We start from the raw sequence: 17,967 nt of genomic DNA on the forward strand, positions 1-17,967 counted from the left end.
TTTCACGAAAGGGGCGTGCGGGCACGACCATCCCATCAGGGACGACTATTCTGAGTCCCTACCGTCGTACCGACACTGCAGGAGGCTGCACGAGTGGCCAGCGTCGCCGAGGTCAGAGCGGCCGTGGATGCCGCACTCCAACAGGTCACGGAGGGTCAGGCGGCGATCCAGGCAGCCCGGGAGAAGCTGGGTGAGGCGCAGCAGAGCCTCGCCGCGGCCCTCGACGGCAGTGCCAACGACGCCGTCGGTGCCGCGCACGCCTCCCTGTCGCAGGCCGACCAGCAGCTCGAGGAGTGCCTCGGCGCCACGCTGCTCGCGGTCGAGCAGGCGCAGACCTACACGGCGACCCTCTAACACGATGTCTCTGCTGCAGGAAGTCGGCGCCCAGCTCCGGGCCACGTCCGACGAGCTGCCCACCGGGCTCGTGTCGGTGGCGATGGAGCGGCTCCGCAGTGCCACCGAGCTGCTCAACTGGGTGCGCCAGACCTCGGTCGACCCGATCGGCGTCCCGCAGCTCGGCAACGCCACCGAGCACGCCGAGCACGCCGCGGCCGCGCTCCGGCTGGCCCAGGACGCGATCGCGGCCTATCTGGCGCAGCTCGGTCTGGCCGCGGACGCCAGCGCTCCCCCGGACAGGGACTGGAAAGCCGGCCTCAAGGAAGACAAAGATCAGCCGGCCGGTGGCGAGCAGCAGGAGCAGGCGCCGCCCCCGGAGCAGTTGCAGCCGTGGTGGCGCGAGCGGGTCGAGAAGCTCACCGGCGAGGCGCCACCCCCGCCGAAGGCCGACGGTTCCACACCCGAGCGTCCCGCTAACACCGCCGAGCTGCTGCGCCGCGTCGCCGCCGGGGTCCGGTCCGGCGACCGGGCCCGTCTCGGCCGCGACCTGCACGGTGTGAACGCCGCGACCGGTCTCGGGCTGTCGGCGGTCACCCCGCCCGTCCTGCGCCGCCTCGCCGGTGACCTGCTCGGCCACGAGCCGGGCCCGGACGACCTGCCCCGGCTGCGCAGTGCCGCCGGCGGCCGCGTGAAGTCGCTGCTGCCGGGCACCCCGCCCGACGTGCTCGACACGCTGCTGGCCGGGTCTGCCGCACGCCGGCGGGTGCCCAGCAGCCGGGGCACCCGGCCGACTCCGCGGTCACCGCCAGCGTGCTCACCGGGGTGCTGCTGGCCCGCCTCGGCCGCGACCCGGCCACACTCGACGCCGAGGCCCCCGAACCGCTCCCACCCCGTGGTGTCGATGCCTGACACCCGGGCGCAGCAGGTCGTCGAGGTCCGCGCCGCGCTGTCGCACGCCCTCGGCGCGGCCGAGGAGCAGTTCGAGGCCGCGCAGGAGGAGTACGAAGCCGCCGTCACGCGCCGGGCCCGGGTGGCGTCCGCGGCCCGCGAGCGCCGGATCCGCCTCGCCGACCAGCGCGACAAGCGTCTCCGGGAGATCGACGAACAGCACGAACGCGACCTGGCCGCCCTCGCCGGGGCCGCGGCCGAGACCGCGCTGGCCGCCGCGCCGGGCGCCGCCGGGATGCCCTGGGTCGTCTGGCGCCCGACACCGGGCGGCACCCAGGTCCCCGCACCCGAGCTCCGGGTCGGCCGCCTGCTCCTGCCGTACGACGAGGAGGTGCCGGCGCTGGTGCCGCTCCTCGACCACGGGCACGTCGTCATCCGCGGCGACGAGTCGCTGGGGGACGACGTGGTCGCCTCGCTGCTGCTGCGCGCACTGGGCAGTGTGGAGGCCGGGCGGATCCGGCTCACCGGGTACGACCCGGAGCAGCTCGGCGGAGGGCTCGCGGGGTTTGCGCCACTGGCCCCGGCCGGGGTGCTGACCTTCGTCGGGCCCGGCGGGCTGGCCGCGCTGCTCGACGACCTCGTCGACCACGTCCGCCGCATCAACGAGACCGTGCTCGCCGGTGAGCACTCCTCGCTGCGGGAGCTGGCCGCCGCCACCGGGCGCCGTCCCGAGCCGTGGCGCGTGGCGATCCTGCTCGGCGGTGACGAACTCTCCCGCCACGAGCGGGGACAGCTCGACCGGCTGCTGCGAACGGGCGCGGCGTGCGGCGTACACCTGATCATGCGGGGTTTTCCGGTCGGGGCCGGGACCGGGATCGAGGTTGTCGACGTGGCGCCGGGTGACGACGCCCGGCTGAGCGGGTGCGGTGACCTGCCGGTGCGGCTCGACCCCGGGCCCCCTGCGGCCGTGATCACCCGCACCTGCCGGGAGATCGCCGATCAGGTCGCCGCCGGCCCGGCCCCGGTGGCGCTGGACAGCCTGCTGCCCGAGGACGCGTGGCAACAGAGCTCGGCGCGGGCGCTGACCGCACCGCTCGGCGACAGCCCGCAGGGCTCGCCGGTGCACGTGACCCTCAGCGACTATCCGCCGCACGCCCTGATCGCCGGGCCGTCGGGCACCGGCAAGACCAACCTGATCTACGCCTGGATGGGTGCTCTCGCCGCCCGCTACTCCCCTGCCGAGCTGGCCTTCTACCTGCTCGACTTCAAGGAGGGCGTGTCGTTCGCCCGCTTCGCGCCGGGTCGCCGCGACCCCAGCTGGCTGCCGCACGTGCGCCTGGTGGGTGTCAACGTCAACACCGACCGCGAGTTCGGTCTGGCCCTGCTGCGGTTCCTCGGCGCGGAGCTGCGCAGCCGCGCCGACGCCGCGAAGCGCCACGAGGTGACCAACCTCGCCGAGCTGCGGGCCGAGGATCCGACGGGCTCCTGGCCGCGCATCGTCGCCGTGGTCGACGAGTTCCAGGTGCTGCTCTCCGGCCGTGACGCGGTCGCCGCCGAGGCCGTCGACCTGCTCGAGGACCTCGCCCGGCGCGGCCGGTCCCAGGGCATCCACCTGGTGCTGGCCAGCCAGGACGTCTCCGGCATCGAGGCGCTGTGGGGCCGGCCCGCACTGGTCGCACAGTTCTCACTGCGCATCGCCCTGCCCCGGGCACGAAGGGTGCTGGCGGAGACCAACCACGCGGCGGACTCCCTGCCCCGCTACCACGCGGTGGTCAACGCCGACTCCGGCGCGCTCGAGGCGAACAGGATCGTCCGCGTGCCCGACGCCGGCAACCGCGAACGGTGGAGCGAACTCCAGCACCAGCTGTGGCGCCACCGCCCGCCGGAGCTGGTCGCACCCCGCCTCTTCGACGGCGACGCGATCCCGCGGCTGGAGGACAGCCCGGAATACCGCCGTTTTGTCCCCGCGGAGGCCGTCGCCGCGCCGGTGGTCCTGCTCGGCGAGACGATCGACGTCGAGTCCCGCTCCGCCAAGACACCGCTGCGCCGGGCGCCGGGCCGCAACATCGCGGTGCTGGGCACCCGGGTCGACGACGCCTGCGCGGTGCTCGGCACGGCCGCCCGGTCGCTCGCCGCGCAGTTCGGACCCGGCGCCGCCCGCTTCTCGGTCGCCTGCCTGGACACCGACGCGAGCACAGCGGTCGCGGCCCTGCACACGCGTCTGCCCGCAGACACCGGCAAGTTCGACAACGACAACGTCGAGTTCCTGCTCGAGGACACCGCCACCGACGCCGAGTCCTCCACCACGTCCGACCGGCCGCATTTCCTCTTTCTGTACGCCGCCGACGCACTGCCCAGCGCAAGCAACGTCCTGCTGCGCAAGATCCTGCGCCAGGGCCCGGAACGCCGCATCCACGTCATCGGCTGGTGGCGCGGCGCGTCCCTGCTGCGCGACACCCTCGGCGGCCCCGGCTCCCGCACGGACACGATCGGCGCCTGGGTCGCGCTGGACTCCCACGGCAGCGAACTGAGCCCGTACTTCCCGGGCAACACCCCGCCGAACTGGTACCCGCGGCCCTGGCGGGCGCTCCACTTCGACCGATCGGTGCACCGCGGCGCCGAAACGATCATCCCCTACGGACCGTCATGACCACCTCCGACACCGACGGCACCCTCGAACGCCGCGCGCCCGACTACCGCAGCGTCGTCCGCAAACTGACCAACCTGGACGACGAGGCCGCCACCCACCGCGCCGAGGCGCGCACCTGGCACGACACCCGCGCGATCGAGGCCGACAACGCCGTCCGGGCCGCCGACCAGCGCATCCGCGAAACCCAGGCGGCGGTGCGGGCGGCCCAGCGCGCCCGCGACGAGGTCGACGCCCGCGCCGCGGGGCTGTGGGCCGACTTCGCGCACAAGACCGGGCGTCTCGCCGACCGCTTCGGCGCCCAGGCCCCCCAGCCGACGATCCCCCGCCAGCGCGACCGCGACGCCGAGGACTACCTCCAGGAAGCAACAGCCCTGGCCGGGGCAACTCCAGCCGCCCGCCCGGCCTCAGGCAGCGCTTCCCTCCTGTACGCCGTGCTGGGCGCCCTCGGCGGCGCCGTCGGCGTGGCGGCTTGGTCGCTTCTGCGCTGGGCCGGCCGGGAAGCCGGCGGTGATTTGGCGGTCGGGTTGCCCGTGGTGGCGCTGATCGTCGCGCTGCTGGGCCCGATCCTGGCCGTGGTGACCGCCAAGCGGGTGGCCGACCGCCGCAGTGTGCAGCTCGACGCCTCCGCGGTCGCCACGGTGCTGATCGCCAGCTTGATCGCGGCAGGTCTGGTCGTTGCTCTCGCCCGTGGCGCCACCGCCGCGGGCTGACCTTGCGCGGCGTCCTGATCTTGCACTTGCCTGCCGCAGCACGACCGGGCCGGGTCGTCCGCCCAGGTCAGGAAGGTGGCGAGATCACCGCTGGGTTCGACGGAATCGTGGGAGCTTCGAGGCGGCTCGGCGGCTCGTGGAAGATCAAACTGCGGTGATGGACCTGCCTGGGAACGGATCCTGGCGTCAGGTGTCGATGACGTGGGGTCGCTCCCGGGGCGCCTGACCACCGAGATGCAACATGCCGGCGGCGGCTGTCGGTCTTGGCTCGCCCGCGCTGATCCGGTGACGAACCGCCGCTGTTCGCGCTGCTGGACGCGACCCGGGTAGACCTTGGCGGTCCAGGCCAACCCCATGAAAAGAAGGCCCGACATCAGCCATGTCGGGGGCCTCCCGGGCCCACCAAAGGCCCAACATCAGCCGTGTTTGGGCTTCTAAGCCCCGACCGGCCAGCCCTCGATGGCGTCAACAGGCCCACGGAAAGCCCGACATCAGCCATGTCGGGGCCTCCCAGGCCCACCGAAGCCCCAACATCAGCCATGTCGGGGCCTCCCAGACCTACCGAAGCCCCAACATCAGCCATGTCGGGGCCTCCCAGGCCCACCGAAGCCCCAACATCAGCCATGTCGGGGCCTCCCAGGCCCACCGAAGCCCCAACATCAGCCATGTCGGGGCCTCCCAGGCCCACCGAAGCCCCAACATCAGCCATGTCGGGGCTCCCCAGACCTACCGAAGCCCCAACATCAACGATGTTGGGGCTTCAAAGCCCCCGACCGGCCAGCCCACGACGGCGTCAACAGGCCCACGGAAAGCCCGAAATCAGCCATGTCGGGAGTTCCCTGGCCCACCGGAAGCCCAACATCAGCCATGTGGGGCCTCCCCGACCTGCCGAAGGCCCAACATCAACGATGTTGGGCCTTCGTTAAGCCCTGACCGGCCATGCTGATCGGGGATACCGCCTATCCGCACGACCACACTCGGCGCGGATCACGCCGCCGCCGCAGCGTCGTGTCGCGCCGCCGCCGCACCGTCACCGGTCGGTCGGACCAGGTCGCCGGCAGGCCTTCGACGTCAGTCACGGCGACCGACCGCCCGGATCCCGTTGTCAGGCGTTGCTGACTGAGCGCGGCGGCCCGCTGGATGTCGTTCAAACTGTTGAGCTGGCCAGACGCTGAGCCGGCCAGACGCTGAGCCGGCCAGACGCTGAGCCGGCCAGACGCTGAGCCGGTTGGAGGCCGGGCTGGCCAGACGCTGAGCTGGCCGGACGCTGAGCCAGCTCGAGGCCGGGCGCCGGTTGAGGCCGGCGCCCGGAGGCACATTTCAGGCCGGGACGACGAGTGCTTCGCGCAGGAGGCGGCGCGCCAGGACGAGACGGTCGGGGTCGTCGTCGAGTCCGGGCAGGTCACCGACACGGTGGGCCGTGCCGCCGAGCGCGGCCCGTACGGCGTCCGCGCAGAAAACGGGGAAGCGCAGCGTGCGCCCCGTGAGCCGCAACAGCACGTGCTCGGGCCCGTCGGCGGACAGCTGCCAGCGCAGCCCGTCACGGACCGTGATGCGGTCGGCGGCGGTGAGACGGTCGGCGAATTCGAGCTGGGCCAGGGGCCGGATCGGGGCGGGGCGTTTTGCGGGCCAGGAGCGCTCGCGGAGACGGGCGGCCACGTCGGCCGGGTCGACGGTCTGGAGCCAGTCGCGCAGGGCTTCGACCGTGCGGCCGAGTTCCGGCTCGACAGCGGAGGGGTCGGCGACGTCCAGCCCGAACGGGAGTGTGGCGCGGAGCCGCTGGTCCTGGGCTGCGAGCTGGAGGAGTTCTTCGACCAGGGCGTACCGGGTCAGGGCGCGGACGCCGAAGGTCAGGTGCAGGGAGCGTTCGCCTTGGGCCTGGGCGGAGTGCAGCCAGCCGCGGGGCAGGTAGAGGGCGTCGCCCGGGGACAGGACCACGTCCAGTGCGGCTGGGCCTTCGGCTACGGCGCCGACCTCATCGGCGCGGCCGCCCCAGGTCTGGCGTTCGAGGGGGTCGGGGAGGACCGGCTCGTGGATGCGCCAGCGTTTGGTGCCGTCGACCTGCAGGACGAACACGTCGTGGGTGTCGTAGTGGGTGGCGAAGCCCTTGTTGCCTGCGGGGGTCAGGTAGGCGTTGACCTGGAGAGGCTGCCGGAGCTCCTCGCCGAGCCGGCGGGCGTAGTCGATCAGTGGCGGCCAGATGCGGTGGAGGCCTTGCAGGACCAGAGTCGCACCGTCCGCGTACAGGGTCATGATTTTGTCGTCGATGACCTGGTCGCTGACCTCGGCGCCGGAGCCGCCGCTGCCGGTGAAGGCCGAGGCGGGCAGGACCGTGCCCTTGTCCGCGACCCGGAGGAACGGGGTGCGCAGGCCGCGCTCGCTGAGCAGTTCGTCGACCGCCGACGGTGACAGCAGGTCGGTGAAACCGTCCGGGCCGGCGAGTTCGTCGGCCCGGGTGAGCAGCGGCTGCCGTCCCCAGTACGCCTCGGCGAACTTCGCCGGGTCGACGGCCACGGCACGCGCCAGAGCCGGGCGGTCCTCGGTGCCGCCCGGCCGGTCGGTCGTCATGTCCGCAGCCTCAGAGCGCGCTGCCGTCGGCGCCACCGTCGTGGCCGCCCGGGTTCGCGCCGCCGTCGGCCGGGCCCTCGCCCGCGCCGCCGTCGGCACCGCCGTCGTGACCGCCCGGGTTGGCGCCGCCGTCGGCCACGCCTTCGCCCGAGACGCTGCTGCCGCCGGTGATGTCGTCGTCGCTGAGTCGCATGGTGTGAACTCCTTCTGGTCGCCCCGGCGTTGGGGCTGGTGGAGCCCTCTCCGTACCCGCGTGAGATCACGTCTAACCGGGTATGCACGCGGTGTGCTGGTGATCGGGACCTCAGGCTGGCAGTACCGGGACTGGCGGGGCGAGGACCGCCTCTACCCGCCGAAGCTGCCACAACGGCTCTGGCTGGAGAAGTACGCCGAGTCGTTCGCCACCGTGGAAGTCAACAACGCCTTCTACCGGCTGCCGGAACGCACCACGTTCGCGCAGTGGCGTGACCGGACGCCGGACGACTTCGTGGTCGCGGTGAAGATGAGCCGCTACCTGACGCACATCAAGCGGCTGAAGGAGCCGGCCGAGCCGGTGGCGCGGTTCCTGAGCCGGGCCGATGCGCTCGGGAGCAAACTCGGGCCGGTGCTGGTGCAGCTGCCACCGACGTTGAAGGTCGACGTGGCCGCGCTGGACGAGACGCTGAGCCACTTCCCGAAAGAGGTCAAGGTCGCCGTCGAGCCGCGCCACGAGTCGTGGTGGACCGACGAGGTGCGGGACCTGCTGACGCGGCACGGCGCCGCCCTCTCCTGGGCCGATCGCAAGGGCCGGCCGGTGACGCCGCTGTGGCGGACGACCGACTGGGTCTACCTGCGGCTGCACGAGGGACGGGCCCGGCCGTGGCCGCACTACGGGCGTACGTCGCTGGGGTCGTGGCTGAACCGGTTGCCGGACGAGGAGGCGTACGTCTTCTTCAACAACGACCCGGGCGGCGCGGCCGTCAGCGATGCCGTGACCCTCGCCGCGCTGGCCCGCCGCCGCGGGCGGAGTGTCACACGCACGCCGTAGGTTGGTGGAGTGCTGAACGTCGAGCTGAACGGGCAGACGCCGGACCTGGCGCAGCTGCACCGGATCACGGCCCTCAACTACGGGCACTACACGTCGCTGCAGGTGCGCGATCAGCAGGTCCGTGGCCTGGCGCTGCACCTGGCGCGGCTCGCCGACGGGGCCGAGGAGTTGTTCGGTCACCGCATCGGCGTCGCGGAGGAGCACCGGCTGCTCGGCCTGATCCGGCACGCCCTGGGCGGCGTCCGCGACGCCTCCGTACGGGTGACTTTTGTGCCAGGTTCCGATGAGCAGGGCCCGCCGGACGTGCTGGTGTCGGTCTTGGACCCGGCGCCGGAGGAGCCCGGCCCGCCGCTGCGGGTGCAGTCGGTGGTCTACGAGCGCGACCTGCCGGAGCACAAGCACCGCGCCACGATGGGGCTGAGCTATCGGCTGCGCGAGGCGCGTCTGGCCGGTTTCGACGACGCGTTGTTCCTGGGCCGCGACGGCCTGGTTCGCGAGGGCACGTCCTGGAACGTCGCGTTCTGGGACGGCAGCCAGGTCGTGTGGCCGGTCGCGCCGGCGCTGAAGGGCGTCACGATGGTGCTGCTCCAGATCGCGATGAGCATCAACGGCACGCCGTGGACGCTGCGGCCGATCGACGCCGAGGAGCTGACGAGTCTTGCGGCCGCCGCCGCGGTGAGCACCGTCTGCCCGGCCCGGCCGGTGGCCAGCATCGACGAGCTTCCGCTCAAGGACGACGGCCTGCTCGTGGAGACCCTGCAGGAGGCCTGGGCGACAGTGCCCTGGGACGAGCTCTAATCGCCGAGGAGTTCGATCAACGTGGTCGCGTTGCGCTGGGCGTAATCGGTGTAGCAGTTGTTCATGAAAACCTGGGTGGTCCGGGTCTCGTCGGCGAGGGCGCGGAGTTTCGGCGCCCACTCGCGGAGTTCCTTCTTCGAGTAGTTGTAGCCGAACTTCTCGTGGATGTCCTTGCTGGTCCACTTGTCGCTGTGGCCGTGGAAACGCACCACCGCAAGATCGTCGGCCGTGGCTGCCGTGATCGGCGGCACCGACGATTTGTGGCCCTGCGGCATGTCGACACAGACCAGCGGCAGGTTGTGTTTGCGCAGGAAGTCCAGCGTTTCCCCGGCGTTGTCGCCGTCGAACCAGGACGCGTTGCGAAACTCGAAGACCGGGCGCAGCGGCCGGCACCGGGCCGCGACCTCGAGCAGGTAATCCTTGTTGGAGCGGCGGATGCCCCACCACGGCGGGAACTGGAACAGCAGCGCGCCCAGCTTGCCCGCTTCGACGAGCGGATCCAGGGCGCTGAGAAACCGGGTCCAGATCTCCTCGTACGCCTGCGGCGGCAGGTCACCGGGGTAGACGTTCTTCTTGTCGGTGTCCGGGCGCAGATCCTTGTAGATCGCCGACACCTTCGTCGGGTGGCCCGTCAGCATGCTGAAGGCCTTGATGTTGAAGGTGAAGTGCTCGGGTGTGCGCTCGGCCCACAACCGCGTGGTCTGCTCGGCCGGCGGCCCGTAGTACGTCGCGTCGACCTCGACCACCGGGAACTGCTTGGCGTAGTAGGCCAGGCGCTTCTCGGGGTTGTCGGCCGTCTGCGGGTACCACCCGGAGTCGAGCAACGTCTTGTCGGTCCACGACGCCGTGCCGACCTGGATCTCACCCATGAGCCCAAGTTATCCCTGATGAAGCAGGTCCGCCGCCCGGGTGGGGGCGGCGGACCTGGACAAGCCTGGGCTCAGCCCGCGCGCCGTTCGCGGTTGGACTTGCAGGCGACACACGAGGTCGCCGAGGGGAACACCGTGAGCCGCTCCACCGGGATCGGCTTCGAGCAGCCCTCGCAGTTGCCGTACGTGCCGTCCTCGAGGCGCTGCATGGCGTGTTCCGCCTGCGTCCGCCGGTCGAGCAGAGTGCGGATGAGCGACGACGCCGCGTCGCGTTCCGCGGTCTTGGATCCGCTGTCGGCCTGGTCGTCGCCGGCGGCGTCGCCGATCTCGACGAGCCGCAGCTGGTGGTTCTCGGCCACGGCCTCTTCGTACTCGGCCGTCAGATCGTCGAACCGGGTCCGCAGCAGTCCTCGGATCTGCTCGATCTCATCGCTCGAGCGTCCCTTGGTGTCGGCACCTTTACCCGTGATGACCGCGCTGTTGACGAGCATGTGCTCCCCCTGCCTTCCCTCTGCCCCTGCCGGTGGACGTCCCCCGCGCCGGCCCTTGGCGTCGCACCGTGGAGCCCGCAGATACCCACCGCCGAAGATCCCAAACGGGAACCCCGCAAAAAAGTAACCGCAGCATAACTGTCAGTGCACGTTACCGCCACGGACTGCGGAAATAGGCTTTCGCGTCGCAGGTCAACAGGGGTGTGATCCGCGATTCACTCATGATCCGAGGACCTGGGCGGGCCGTCGTGGGTCGTCGAGACGGATCACGACGTCGGCGAACGACGCCGGATCGACCTCGCTGCCGTACCGCTCGAACGCGGGCAGCGTCCAGTGCTCGTCCGGCTCCGTCCGCCGCGCCAGGGCTCCGGCGGAGAGTTGCAGGTGGACGGTCAGATCGAAGGGCAGCCCGGCGCCGAGCAGCAGCGGCCCGCTGACGATCACCACCGCGTCGGCGGGCAGCTCGACGTACGGGTCACGGGCGGCACGGTCCGTGCGGGCGTCCCAGAGACGCGTGATGATCCGCCCGTTGCCGCCGGGACCGGACGGGTCGAGGACCTCACGACGCAGTCCGGCCTCGTCGAGCCAGCCCAGGTAGAACGAGTCCGGGTTGGTCCGGCCGAACTCCAGGCGTACGGAAGCGGGGCGCAGGAAGTCGTCGGTGGAGATCCGCATGGCCGGGCGCCCCCGGACCCGCAGCGGGCCGACCAGCGCGTCGGCGAGCGCACCGGGATCGGCGGCCGCGGCGCCGTCGACGGCGACCCGCACCCGCCCGCCCGTCCCGGCGAGCCGATCGGCCAGCTCTTCGACAAGGACCTCGATCGACACCGGACGCACACGCACCGGGCAATGTTAGTCGTGCGGGAGCACCACGATCCGGGCCTCGTCGGCGAGGCGGTAACCGACGCCGTAGACCGTGGTGATCAACGGGAGCTGAGCACCCATCTTGACGCGCAGCCGGCGCACGTGGACGTCGACGGTCCGCTCGCCGGTGTGCTCGTAACCCCACACCGCGGTGAGCAGCTGCGTGCGGCTGAAGACCCGGCGGGGGTGGTCGGCCAGGAAGAGCAGCAGGTCGAACTCGAGCCGGGTCAGCGGCAGCAGCTCACCGTCGACGTGGACCTGGCGCGAGGCCGTCAGCAGGCGCACCTCGACCGTGCCGTCGGCCCACTCGCGGGCCGGGGTCGCCGGCTCGGCCGCGGGCTGCGGCTGGTCCATGGCGACGGAACCCTGACCGGCCTCGACCAGCTCACGAACGGCCTCGATCAGCCGGTGCGCCTGCGGCGGCAGGGTGTCACCCGTCAGCGGGATGTTGAGCGTGATGGTCAACGCGGTGGGCGGGGCGGCTGCCGGGGCCTCGACGCGGCGGATCGTGGCCACCCGGCCGGACCCCTTCGCATGTCGTCCTGTGCGCGCCGGCAGGGCGGTGACCGCCATGAATCCTCCTGCGTCAAAGAATGAAAACGCCGCGACACCACAACGGTCGTCTAATTAATGCACGCTTAAACCGCGGTCGATGTTTCCGGCCATGGGCTCACCCGGTCAAGGCGGCATCCACACTGTGGGAAACTCGTTCCATTTCTCTCGGAGCATCGTGTTTCTTCGCACTCTTAATGCGATTACTGTCACGCCGGTTAACGGCGGGCCGCCCTTTGTCGGAACCTTGAATAAACGACAGTTTCCCGGGCGGGATCACGGCGCGGACGGCGGCAGCCGCCAGCCCGGCAGCGACGGCCAGCGCACCGTGAGGACCACCGTCTCCACGTCGCCGGCTTGCCACGAGTGATCCTCGCCGGGCCCCCAGACGACATAGTCGCCGGGCTCCCGCAGCAGCACCGTACGGTCACGGAGCTCGATGTCGAAGGCGCCTTTGATCAACACGAGCAGCGCGGTGCGGATCTCCCCCGTGGCCCATGCGGCCCTCCGGTCACCCGGGGGATGCACGCCCCACTTCACCTCGACGTCGTCGCTGTGCAACAGCTCACCCTTGGGCATGAAATGGCCGAGCAGCCAGCCCTGGTTGGCCGCGCCGTCGACACCTGCACGGCCCACGTGGACCCCGTCGGTCACCGCTCACCCCCGGAGAATGTGCGGAAGACATTAGCACCGTAGGCTGGCCCGCATGGCGGAGGAATTGGATGCCGAAACCATCGCGTACGCGCACCGCATGTTCGACCTCGCGCGTTCCGGGTCGGCCGAGGAGCTGTCCGGTCAGCTGCATCAGGGGCTGCCGGCCAACCTGACCAACAACAAGGGCGACACGTTGCTGATCCTGGCGGCGTACCACAACCACCCGCCGACGGTGGCGGTGCTGCTGGAGCACGGCGCCGATCCTCAGCGGGTCAACGACCGCGGGCAGACCGCACTGGCCGCCGCGGTGTTCCGGAAGAACGCCGAAAGTGTCACGACGCTGCTGAAGGCGGGTGCCGACCCGGCCGGGGGCAAACCGTCGGCGCTCGAGACGGCCGAGTTCTTCAACCTGCCCGAGATGGCCGCGCTGCTCCGTGGTGAAGTGTCGTCATGACTCTGGCCGGCGAGATGCGCGAGGCCGCGGCAGCCCTTCTCGCGGCGCCCGGCGGCGCACCCGCCGCAGCCGCTTTCACGGACGACGACGCCCGGCGCTGGATCGAGTACCGCCCGCGTCCCCGGCCCGGCCTGAGCATCGCCGATCTGGACCGGACCGCCCGCAAGGCCGCACACCGGCTCCTGGCCACCGCGCTCAGCCCGCCCGCGTACGCCCAGGCCATGGCCGTGCTCGCGTTGGAGGAGATCCTCGACCGCCGGGAGGGCTGGGCCCGCGGCCGGCACAGCGAGGACTATCAGGTGATCGTCTTCGGCTCACCCTCCGACGACGAGTGGGGCTGGCGCTTCGAGGGGCATCACCTGTCGGTCAGCATGACCGTGTCGGACGACCGGGTCTCCCCCGCGCCGGTGTTCCTCGGTGCGAACCCCGCCCGGGTCGACACCGCCGGGCGTGTCGTGCTGCGGCCCCTCGCCATCGAGGAGGACCTCGGCCACGAGCTCCTGCGCAGCATGCCGGCGGCGACCCGGCGACGCGCGGTGGTGGCCGACGAGGCGCCGTACGACATCCGTTCCGCCACCAGCCCCGCCAGCGCGCGCCTCGAGCCGTCCGGGGTGGCCCGCGCCGATCTGCGGCCGGGCGAACGGGCACTTCTCGACCAGCTGGTCGCCGTCCACCTGGGCCGGCTGCCGGACGAGCTCGCCGCCGGTCTCGACCCGGCCGGCGGAGACGTCCACTTCGCGTGGGAGGGCCCGCCCGGACCGGGCACCCGGCACTACTACCGGGTCCAGGCCGACGACCTGCTCATCGAGTTCGACAACACGACCGACGACGGCAACCACGCACACAGCGTGCTGCGCCGCCCGCGCGGGGAGTTCGGCGGGGACATCCTCGCCACCCACCGCGCGGGCGTTCCGCACGATCGGTGATCAGCCGCCCGAGGTGAGGCGGCGGCCGACGGCCGCGATGAGGCGGTCCAGCTCGGAGCCGAACGGGTTGTCGTGGACCAGGTAGGTCCAGGTCGCGCTCGGCCGGACGATCTCGGCGTTGTCCGGGTGGTAACCGTCGCTGAGGTCGAGCTCCTCGAAGGTCGCGATCGTGCGCGACTCGATCTCGGTGAAGACCTTCTGGAACGCCGGCACGGCGGAGCGGTGGAACTCGTCGAGCGGGTCGAGCTTGCCCAGGGCGCGCAGGTGCACACCCTCGCGGACCTCGGACAGCTCGGCCAGGTGCTCGGCCCAGAGCCGGTCGAGGTGGTAGAGCGCGATCGACCGGGCCGCCTCCGAGAGCACGTCCTCGTCGATCTCCTTGGCCTTCTCGGTCGACCGCTCCAGCAGCATGATGGCGGCGATCTCCGAGGTGAGCAGACGCTCCCGGCGCTCGGCCAGGGCGAGTCGCTGACCCTCGATCACGACGCTGTAGCGCCAGGTGTTGCGGTGGATCTCGTGGTTGACACCCTCGGCCACCCGCTGGGCGTGCTCGACGGCGTAGTCGACCTGCTCGTCGTGCACGACGCCGTCCATGTCCATCCGCGGCGACGACGGCAGGATGTCACCGGCGTGCCGGGTGATCAGGTCGTCCTCGAGGCTGACGAAGAAGACGGAGCCACCGGGGTCGCCCTGGCGACCGGCGCGGCCACGAAGCTGGTCGTCGACGCGGCGGCTGTCGTGGCGGCCGCTGCCGATGACAAACAGGCCACCGAGCTCGGCGACCTTCTCGGCGTCCTTGCCGTCGCTGCCGCCGAGACGGATGTCGACACCGCGGCCGGCCATCTGGGTCGAGACGGTGACCGCGCCGAGGGCGCCGGCCTCCGCGATGATCGAGGCTTCCTCGTCGTCGTTCTTGGCGTTGAGCACGACGCTCGGCACACCGGCCGCGGCGAGCTGCTTGGCCAGCAGCTCGGAGGCCTTCACGTCGAGGGTGCCGATCAGCACCGGACGGCCCTTGTCGTGGGCGATCTTGATCTCCTCGACCAGCGCCTCGTCGCGCATGTCGTGCGCCGAGTAGATGCGGTCGGGCTCGTCCTCGCGGATGTTGGGGGTGTTCGACGGGATGACCGCGACCTCGAGCTTGAAGTACTCGCGGAGCTGCTCACCGACGTGCACCGCGGTCGCCGTCATGCCGCACACCGTCTTGTAGAGCGCGATGTAGGCCTGCACGGTGATCGTGTCGAGGACCTCGCCCTCGGCGGTGGCGGTCAGGCCCTCCTTGGCCTCGACGGCCGCCTGGAGACCGTCGGGCCAGCGCCGCCGCTGGGCGACCCGGCCCCGCATCTCGTCGATCAGCTCGACGCCGCCGTCGCGCACGATGTAGTCGACGTCGCGGCGCAGCAGGGCGCGGGCGTGCAGCGCGACGTTGACCGCGGAGAGCTGCGCGACCTGGTCGTCGGCGTAGAGGTCGATGCCCATCTTCTCCTCGAGGGCGGCGAGGCCCGCGTTGGTGAAGGCGACACTGCGACCGTCCTCGGCGACCTCGTAGTCCTTGCCGGGCCGCAGGTCACGCACCAGCTCGGCGGCGTCGTGCACCGGGTCGCTCTCGGTGGCGATGCTGCCGGCGAGCACCATCGGCACCCGCGCCTCGTCGATCAGGATCGAGTCGGCCTCGTCGACGATGCAGGTGGCCAGCTCACGCTGCACGCGGTCCTCGACGTCGGTGACCAGCTGGTCGCGCAGGTAGTCGAAACCACCCTCGCTGACGGAGACGTAGGTGACGTCGGCGGCGTACGCCGCGCGGCGCTCCTCCGGCGTGGAGGCCTCGGTGACCCAGCCGACGGTGAGCCCGAGCAGGGTGTAGACGGGCTCCATCCAGGTGGCGTCACGACGGGCCAGATAGTCGTTGACGGTGAGCACGTGCACCGGGCCGTTGCCCAGTAGGACGTGACCGTACGCCGCGATGGTCGCGGTGAGCGTCTTGCCCTCACCGGTGGCCATCTCGGCTACCTTGCCGGAGAGCAGCGCCATCGCGCCGACCAGCTGCACGTCGTAGGGCCGCTGCTCGAGGGCCCGCCAGGCGGCCTCGCGGCCGACGGCACAGATCTCGGTGTAGTCCTTCGCGGCACCGGCGGCCTCGGTGAGCGCGGCGTCGTCGAGCTCGCGCAGCGCCTCCTCACGGGCTTCGATGTCCGGCAGCCGCTTCTCCAGCGGCGCCAGATCGACCGTGGTACCCGGACGCTGCAGGAACTTACGGAAACGGTTCTTGAACCGCTGCGACACACCCATGGGCGATTACGGTACTTCACTTACCTTGGAACGTGGTGCCTACTCCCGGCCGTTCTGCGCTCAGGACACCGCTCAGGAGACCAGCAGCTGGTGGGTGGCCAGCTCGCGGTAGAGCGGGCTCGTCTCCAGCAGCTCCCGGTGCGGGCCGGTGGCGACCACCCGCCCCGCCTCGACGACCACGATCTGGTCGCTGTCGACCACGGTGCTCAGGCGGTGGGCCACCACGACCAGCGTCCGCTGGAACGAGGCCGCCGCGATCGCCTCGCGCAGCGCCGCCTCGTTGCGCGCGTCGAGGTTGCTCGTCGGCTCGTCCAGCAGCAGGATCGGCGCGTCGGCCAGCAGCGTCCGGGCGATGGCGAGTCGCTGGCGCTCCCCGCCCGAGAGCAGGACGCCTCCCTCACCCACCTGCACGTCGAGCCCGTCCGGCGTACGGGTGGCCAGCGCACCGAGATTGACCTCGTCGAGTGCCCGCAGGAGCCGGGCCTCGTCGGCGCCCGGGGCGGTGAGCAGGAGGTTGTCACGCAGCGTGCCCGCGAGGACCGGCGCCTCCTGCTCGACGTAGCCCAGCCGCCGGCGCAGCGCGTCGCGGGGCAGATCGCGGATGTCGGTGCCACCCACCCGGATGGTGCCGGAGGTGACCTCGTAGAAGCGTTCGATCAGGGCCAGCACGGTCGACTTGCCGGCGCCGGACGGCCCGACCAGTGCCACGCGACTGCCCGCCGGGACGGTGAACGACACGTCCTGCAGCACCGGGGTGCCGCCGCCGGGATAACCGAAGGTGACGTTCTCGAAGACGATCGCGGGCTCGGCGGACCCGGACCCGGCCTGCGCCGGGCGGTCCTCCGCCGTCTCCGACGGCAGATCCAGGATCTCCTCGATCCGCTGCAGCGCTCCCAGGCCGGTCTGCAACTGCGTGTACGCGTTCAGCGCCTGCCCGAGCGGCAGCACCAGGAAGAAGAGGAAAAGAATGAACGCCACGAGGTCGCCGACGCTGATCGCCCCCGCGGCGACCCGTGCGCCACCGACCCCCAGGACCAGCAGGAACGCGCCCTGGGTGGCCGCGGTCGACGCCGGTCCGATCAGCGCGCGCAGCCGGGCCACCCGCATCCCCGCGTCGTACGCCTCCGTGGCGCTGCGCCCGACCGTCTCCGCCTCGCGGTCCTCGGCGCCGCTGGCGCGGATCGTGCGGGCCGCCGACAGCGACCGCTCGACCGCGGAGGTCATCTCGCCGAGCCGGGCCTGCGCCTGCTCGGAGAGACCGCGCACCCGCCGGGAGACGGTGATCGCCACGGTGAGGCCGACCGCCAGACCGGCCGCGGCGACACCGAGCAGCAGCGGGTCGAGCAGGGCCATCGCGATCGTCGCGCCGACCACCATCACCGCGCCGGTGACGATCTCGAACAGCCCGGAGGTGACGACCGCCCGCAGCAGTGTGGTGTCGGCGCCCACCCGGGACAGCAGATCACCGGTGCGGCGGGTGTCGTACTCGGCGATCGGCAGGCGCAGCAGATGGCGGGCCAGCCGCCGCCTGGTGGTCAGGACCAGGCCCTCGGCGGTGCGCTGGAGCAGGAAGTCGCGGAAGCCGTCGATCGCGGCGCCGGTCAGCAGCAGCGCCACGAGCAGGGCGACCGCACCGCCGATCGAGGTGCCGGCCGAGATGCCGTCCAGCACGGTCCTGATGAGCACCGGCTGGACGAGCGCGGCGACGGCGGTCACCAGCGACAGGGAACCGACCACGATCAGCGTGCCCCGGTGCTCGCGCAGATAGGGCAGCAGCGCGGGCAGTCCCACCCTGCGCTGCACCCGCCGCTCGGCCATGAGGCGAGCGTAGCCGCGTGCCGCCCGCCCGGTACCGTGTCGCTCGGCACTCCCCGCCGCGTTTGCCCGGGCC

15 protein-coding genes and 1 pseudogene are annotated in these 17,967 nt (G+C 71.7%); 7 read left to right on the forward strand and 9 right to left on the reverse strand.

The window, feature by feature from the left end; genetic code table 11:
• The first annotated feature begins 93 nt into the window (after positions 1 to 93).
• From AFR_RS26835 to AFR_RS26845, 3 genes are all read left to right on the forward strand, one after another.
• The gene (locus AFR_RS26835; protein WP_023364464.1) at positions 94 to 354 is read left to right on the forward strand and encodes a hypothetical protein; all 261 of its coding nucleotides are present in this window, start codon (positions 94 to 96) and stop codon (positions 352 to 354) included.
• 883 nt (positions 355 to 1,237) lie between these two features.
• Entirely contained in the window at positions 1,238 to 3,874 is a 2,637-nt protein-coding gene (locus AFR_RS26840) for an FtsK/SpoIIIE domain-containing protein (RefSeq protein ID WP_041842758.1), read from the forward strand.
• The gene (locus AFR_RS26845) at positions 3,871 to 4,584 is read left to right on the forward strand and encodes an MFS transporter (RefSeq protein ID WP_023364468.1); all 714 of its coding nucleotides are present in this window, start codon (positions 3,871 to 3,873) and stop codon (positions 4,582 to 4,584) included. Before AFR_RS26840 ends, AFR_RS26845 begins: the two co-directional genes overlap by 4 nt.
• A gap of 1,320 nt (positions 4,585 to 5,904) precedes the next feature.
• On the opposite strand, the gene AFR_RS26850 is transcribed toward AFR_RS26845, so the two are convergent.
• Positions 5,905 to 7,152, reverse strand: a complete 1,248-nt coding sequence (locus tag AFR_RS26850) for a cupin domain-containing protein (RefSeq protein ID WP_023364470.1) — start codon at positions 7,150 to 7,152, stop codon at positions 5,905 to 5,907.
• Positions 7,153 to 7,162: 10 nt separating this feature from the next.
• A pseudogene (locus AFR_RS26855) lies at positions 7,163 to 7,318 on the reverse strand (BatC protein); the annotation flags it as partial.
• A gap of 126 nt (positions 7,319 to 7,444) precedes the next feature.
• Between AFR_RS26855 and AFR_RS26860 the strand changes: the two are divergent.
• Together AFR_RS26860 and AFR_RS26865 are read left to right on the forward strand one after the other, a co-directional pair.
• Complete coding sequence (locus tag AFR_RS26860) at positions 7,445 to 8,179, forward strand: DUF72 domain-containing protein (protein WP_238547139.1); 735 nt, start codon at positions 7,445 to 7,447, stop codon at positions 8,177 to 8,179.
• 9 nt (positions 8,180 to 8,188) lie between these two features.
• Positions 8,189 to 8,977 (forward strand): aminotransferase class IV, encoded by a 789-nt coding sequence (locus AFR_RS26865; RefSeq protein WP_023364475.1) that lies wholly within the window; start codon positions 8,189 to 8,191, stop codon positions 8,975 to 8,977.
• On the opposite strand, the gene AFR_RS26870 is transcribed toward AFR_RS26865, so the two are convergent.
• The 5 genes from AFR_RS26870 to AFR_RS26890 all read right to left on the reverse strand — a co-directional run bounded on the left by AFR_RS26870 (position 8,974) and on the right by AFR_RS26890 (position 12,407).
• Positions 8,974 to 9,846 (reverse strand): DUF72 domain-containing protein, encoded by an 873-nt coding sequence (locus tag AFR_RS26870; protein ID WP_023364477.1) that lies wholly within the window; start codon positions 9,844 to 9,846, stop codon positions 8,974 to 8,976. The genes AFR_RS26865 and AFR_RS26870 overlap by 4 nt on opposite strands.
• Before the next feature lie 71 nt (positions 9,847 to 9,917).
• The gene (locus tag AFR_RS26875) at positions 9,918 to 10,337 is read right to left on the reverse strand and encodes a TraR/DksA family transcriptional regulator (protein ID WP_023364478.1); all 420 of its coding nucleotides are present in this window, start codon (positions 10,335 to 10,337) and stop codon (positions 9,918 to 9,920) included.
• Positions 10,338 to 10,556: 219 nt separating this feature from the next.
• Positions 10,557 to 11,180, reverse strand: a complete 624-nt coding sequence (locus AFR_RS26880) for a nucleoside/nucleotide kinase family protein (protein ID WP_023364480.1) — start codon at positions 11,178 to 11,180, stop codon at positions 10,557 to 10,559.
• A gap of 9 nt (positions 11,181 to 11,189) precedes the next feature.
• Positions 11,190 to 11,774 (reverse strand): winged helix-turn-helix domain-containing protein, encoded by a 585-nt coding sequence (locus AFR_RS26885; protein ID WP_023364482.1) that lies wholly within the window; start codon positions 11,772 to 11,774, stop codon positions 11,190 to 11,192.
• Between the two features lie 255 nt (positions 11,775 to 12,029).
• Positions 12,030 to 12,407, reverse strand: coding sequence for a hypothetical protein (locus tag AFR_RS26890; RefSeq protein ID WP_023364484.1), 378 nt, complete (start codon positions 12,405 to 12,407; stop codon positions 12,030 to 12,032).
• A gap of 52 nt (positions 12,408 to 12,459) precedes the next feature.
• Between AFR_RS26890 and AFR_RS26895 the strand changes: the two genes are divergently transcribed.
• Both AFR_RS26895 and AFR_RS26900 read left to right on the forward strand, forming a co-directional pair.
• Complete coding sequence (locus AFR_RS26895) at positions 12,460 to 12,861, forward strand: ankyrin repeat domain-containing protein (protein WP_023364486.1); 402 nt, start codon at positions 12,460 to 12,462, stop codon at positions 12,859 to 12,861.
• Complete coding sequence (locus AFR_RS26900; RefSeq protein ID WP_023364488.1) at positions 12,858 to 13,787, forward strand: DUF3500 domain-containing protein; 930 nt, start codon at positions 12,858 to 12,860, stop codon at positions 13,785 to 13,787. Before AFR_RS26895 ends, AFR_RS26900 begins: the two co-directional genes overlap by 4 nt.
• On the opposite strand, the gene secA2 is transcribed toward AFR_RS26900, so the two are convergent.
• Together secA2 and AFR_RS26910 are read right to left on the reverse strand one after the other, a co-directional pair.
• Positions 13,788 to 16,076, reverse strand: coding sequence for an accessory Sec system translocase SecA2 (gene secA2, locus AFR_RS26905; protein WP_023364491.1), 2,289 nt, complete (start codon positions 16,074 to 16,076; stop codon positions 13,788 to 13,790). It lies immediately after the preceding gene.
• A gap of 72 nt (positions 16,077 to 16,148) precedes the next feature.
• Positions 16,149 to 17,894, reverse strand: coding sequence for an ABC transporter ATP-binding protein (locus tag AFR_RS26910; protein WP_023364493.1), 1,746 nt, complete (start codon positions 17,892 to 17,894; stop codon positions 16,149 to 16,151).
• Positions 17,895 to 17,967 lie beyond the last annotated feature (73 nt).

It is taken from the genome of Amorphoplanes friuliensis DSM 7358 (assembly GCF_000494755.1).
Taxonomy (GTDB): Bacteria; Actinomycetota; Actinomycetes; order Mycobacteriales; family Micromonosporaceae; genus Actinoplanes; species Actinoplanes friuliensis.

What these genes read in the sequence shown, in the direction of transcription:
- AFR_RS26885 (WP_023364482.1), bottom strand. Translation starts at nt 11,774, where the DNA reads ATGGCGGTCACCGCCCTGCCGGCGCGCACAGGACGACATGCGAAGGGG.
- AFR_RS26840 (WP_041842758.1), top strand. Translation starts at nt 1,238, where the DNA reads ATGCCTGACACCCGGGCGCAGCAGGTCGTCGAGGTCCGCGCCGCGCTG.
- AFR_RS26850 (WP_023364470.1), bottom strand. Translation starts at nt 7,152, where the DNA reads ATGACGACCGACCGGCCGGGCGGCACCGAGGACCGCCCGGCTCTGGCG.
- AFR_RS26875 (WP_023364478.1), bottom strand. Translation starts at nt 10,337, where the DNA reads ATGCTCGTCAACAGCGCGGTCATCACGGGTAAAGGTGCCGACACCAAG.
- AFR_RS26845 (WP_023364468.1), top strand. Translation starts at nt 3,871, where the DNA reads ATGACCACCTCCGACACCGACGGCACCCTCGAACGCCGCGCGCCCGAC.
- AFR_RS26900 (WP_023364488.1), top strand. Translation starts at nt 12,858, where the DNA reads ATGACTCTGGCCGGCGAGATGCGCGAGGCCGCGGCAGCCCTTCTCGCG.
- AFR_RS26870 (WP_023364477.1), bottom strand. Translation starts at nt 9,846, where the DNA reads ATGGGTGAGATCCAGGTCGGCACGGCGTCGTGGACCGACAAGACGTTG.
- AFR_RS26910 (WP_023364493.1), bottom strand. Translation starts at nt 17,894, where the DNA reads ATGGCCGAGCGGCGGGTGCAGCGCAGGGTGGGACTGCCCGCGCTGCTG.
- AFR_RS26895 (WP_023364486.1), top strand. Translation starts at nt 12,460, where the DNA reads ATGGCGGAGGAATTGGATGCCGAAACCATCGCGTACGCGCACCGCATG.
- secA2 (WP_023364491.1), bottom strand. Translation starts at nt 16,076, where the DNA reads ATGGGTGTGTCGCAGCGGTTCAAGAACCGTTTCCGTAAGTTCCTGCAG.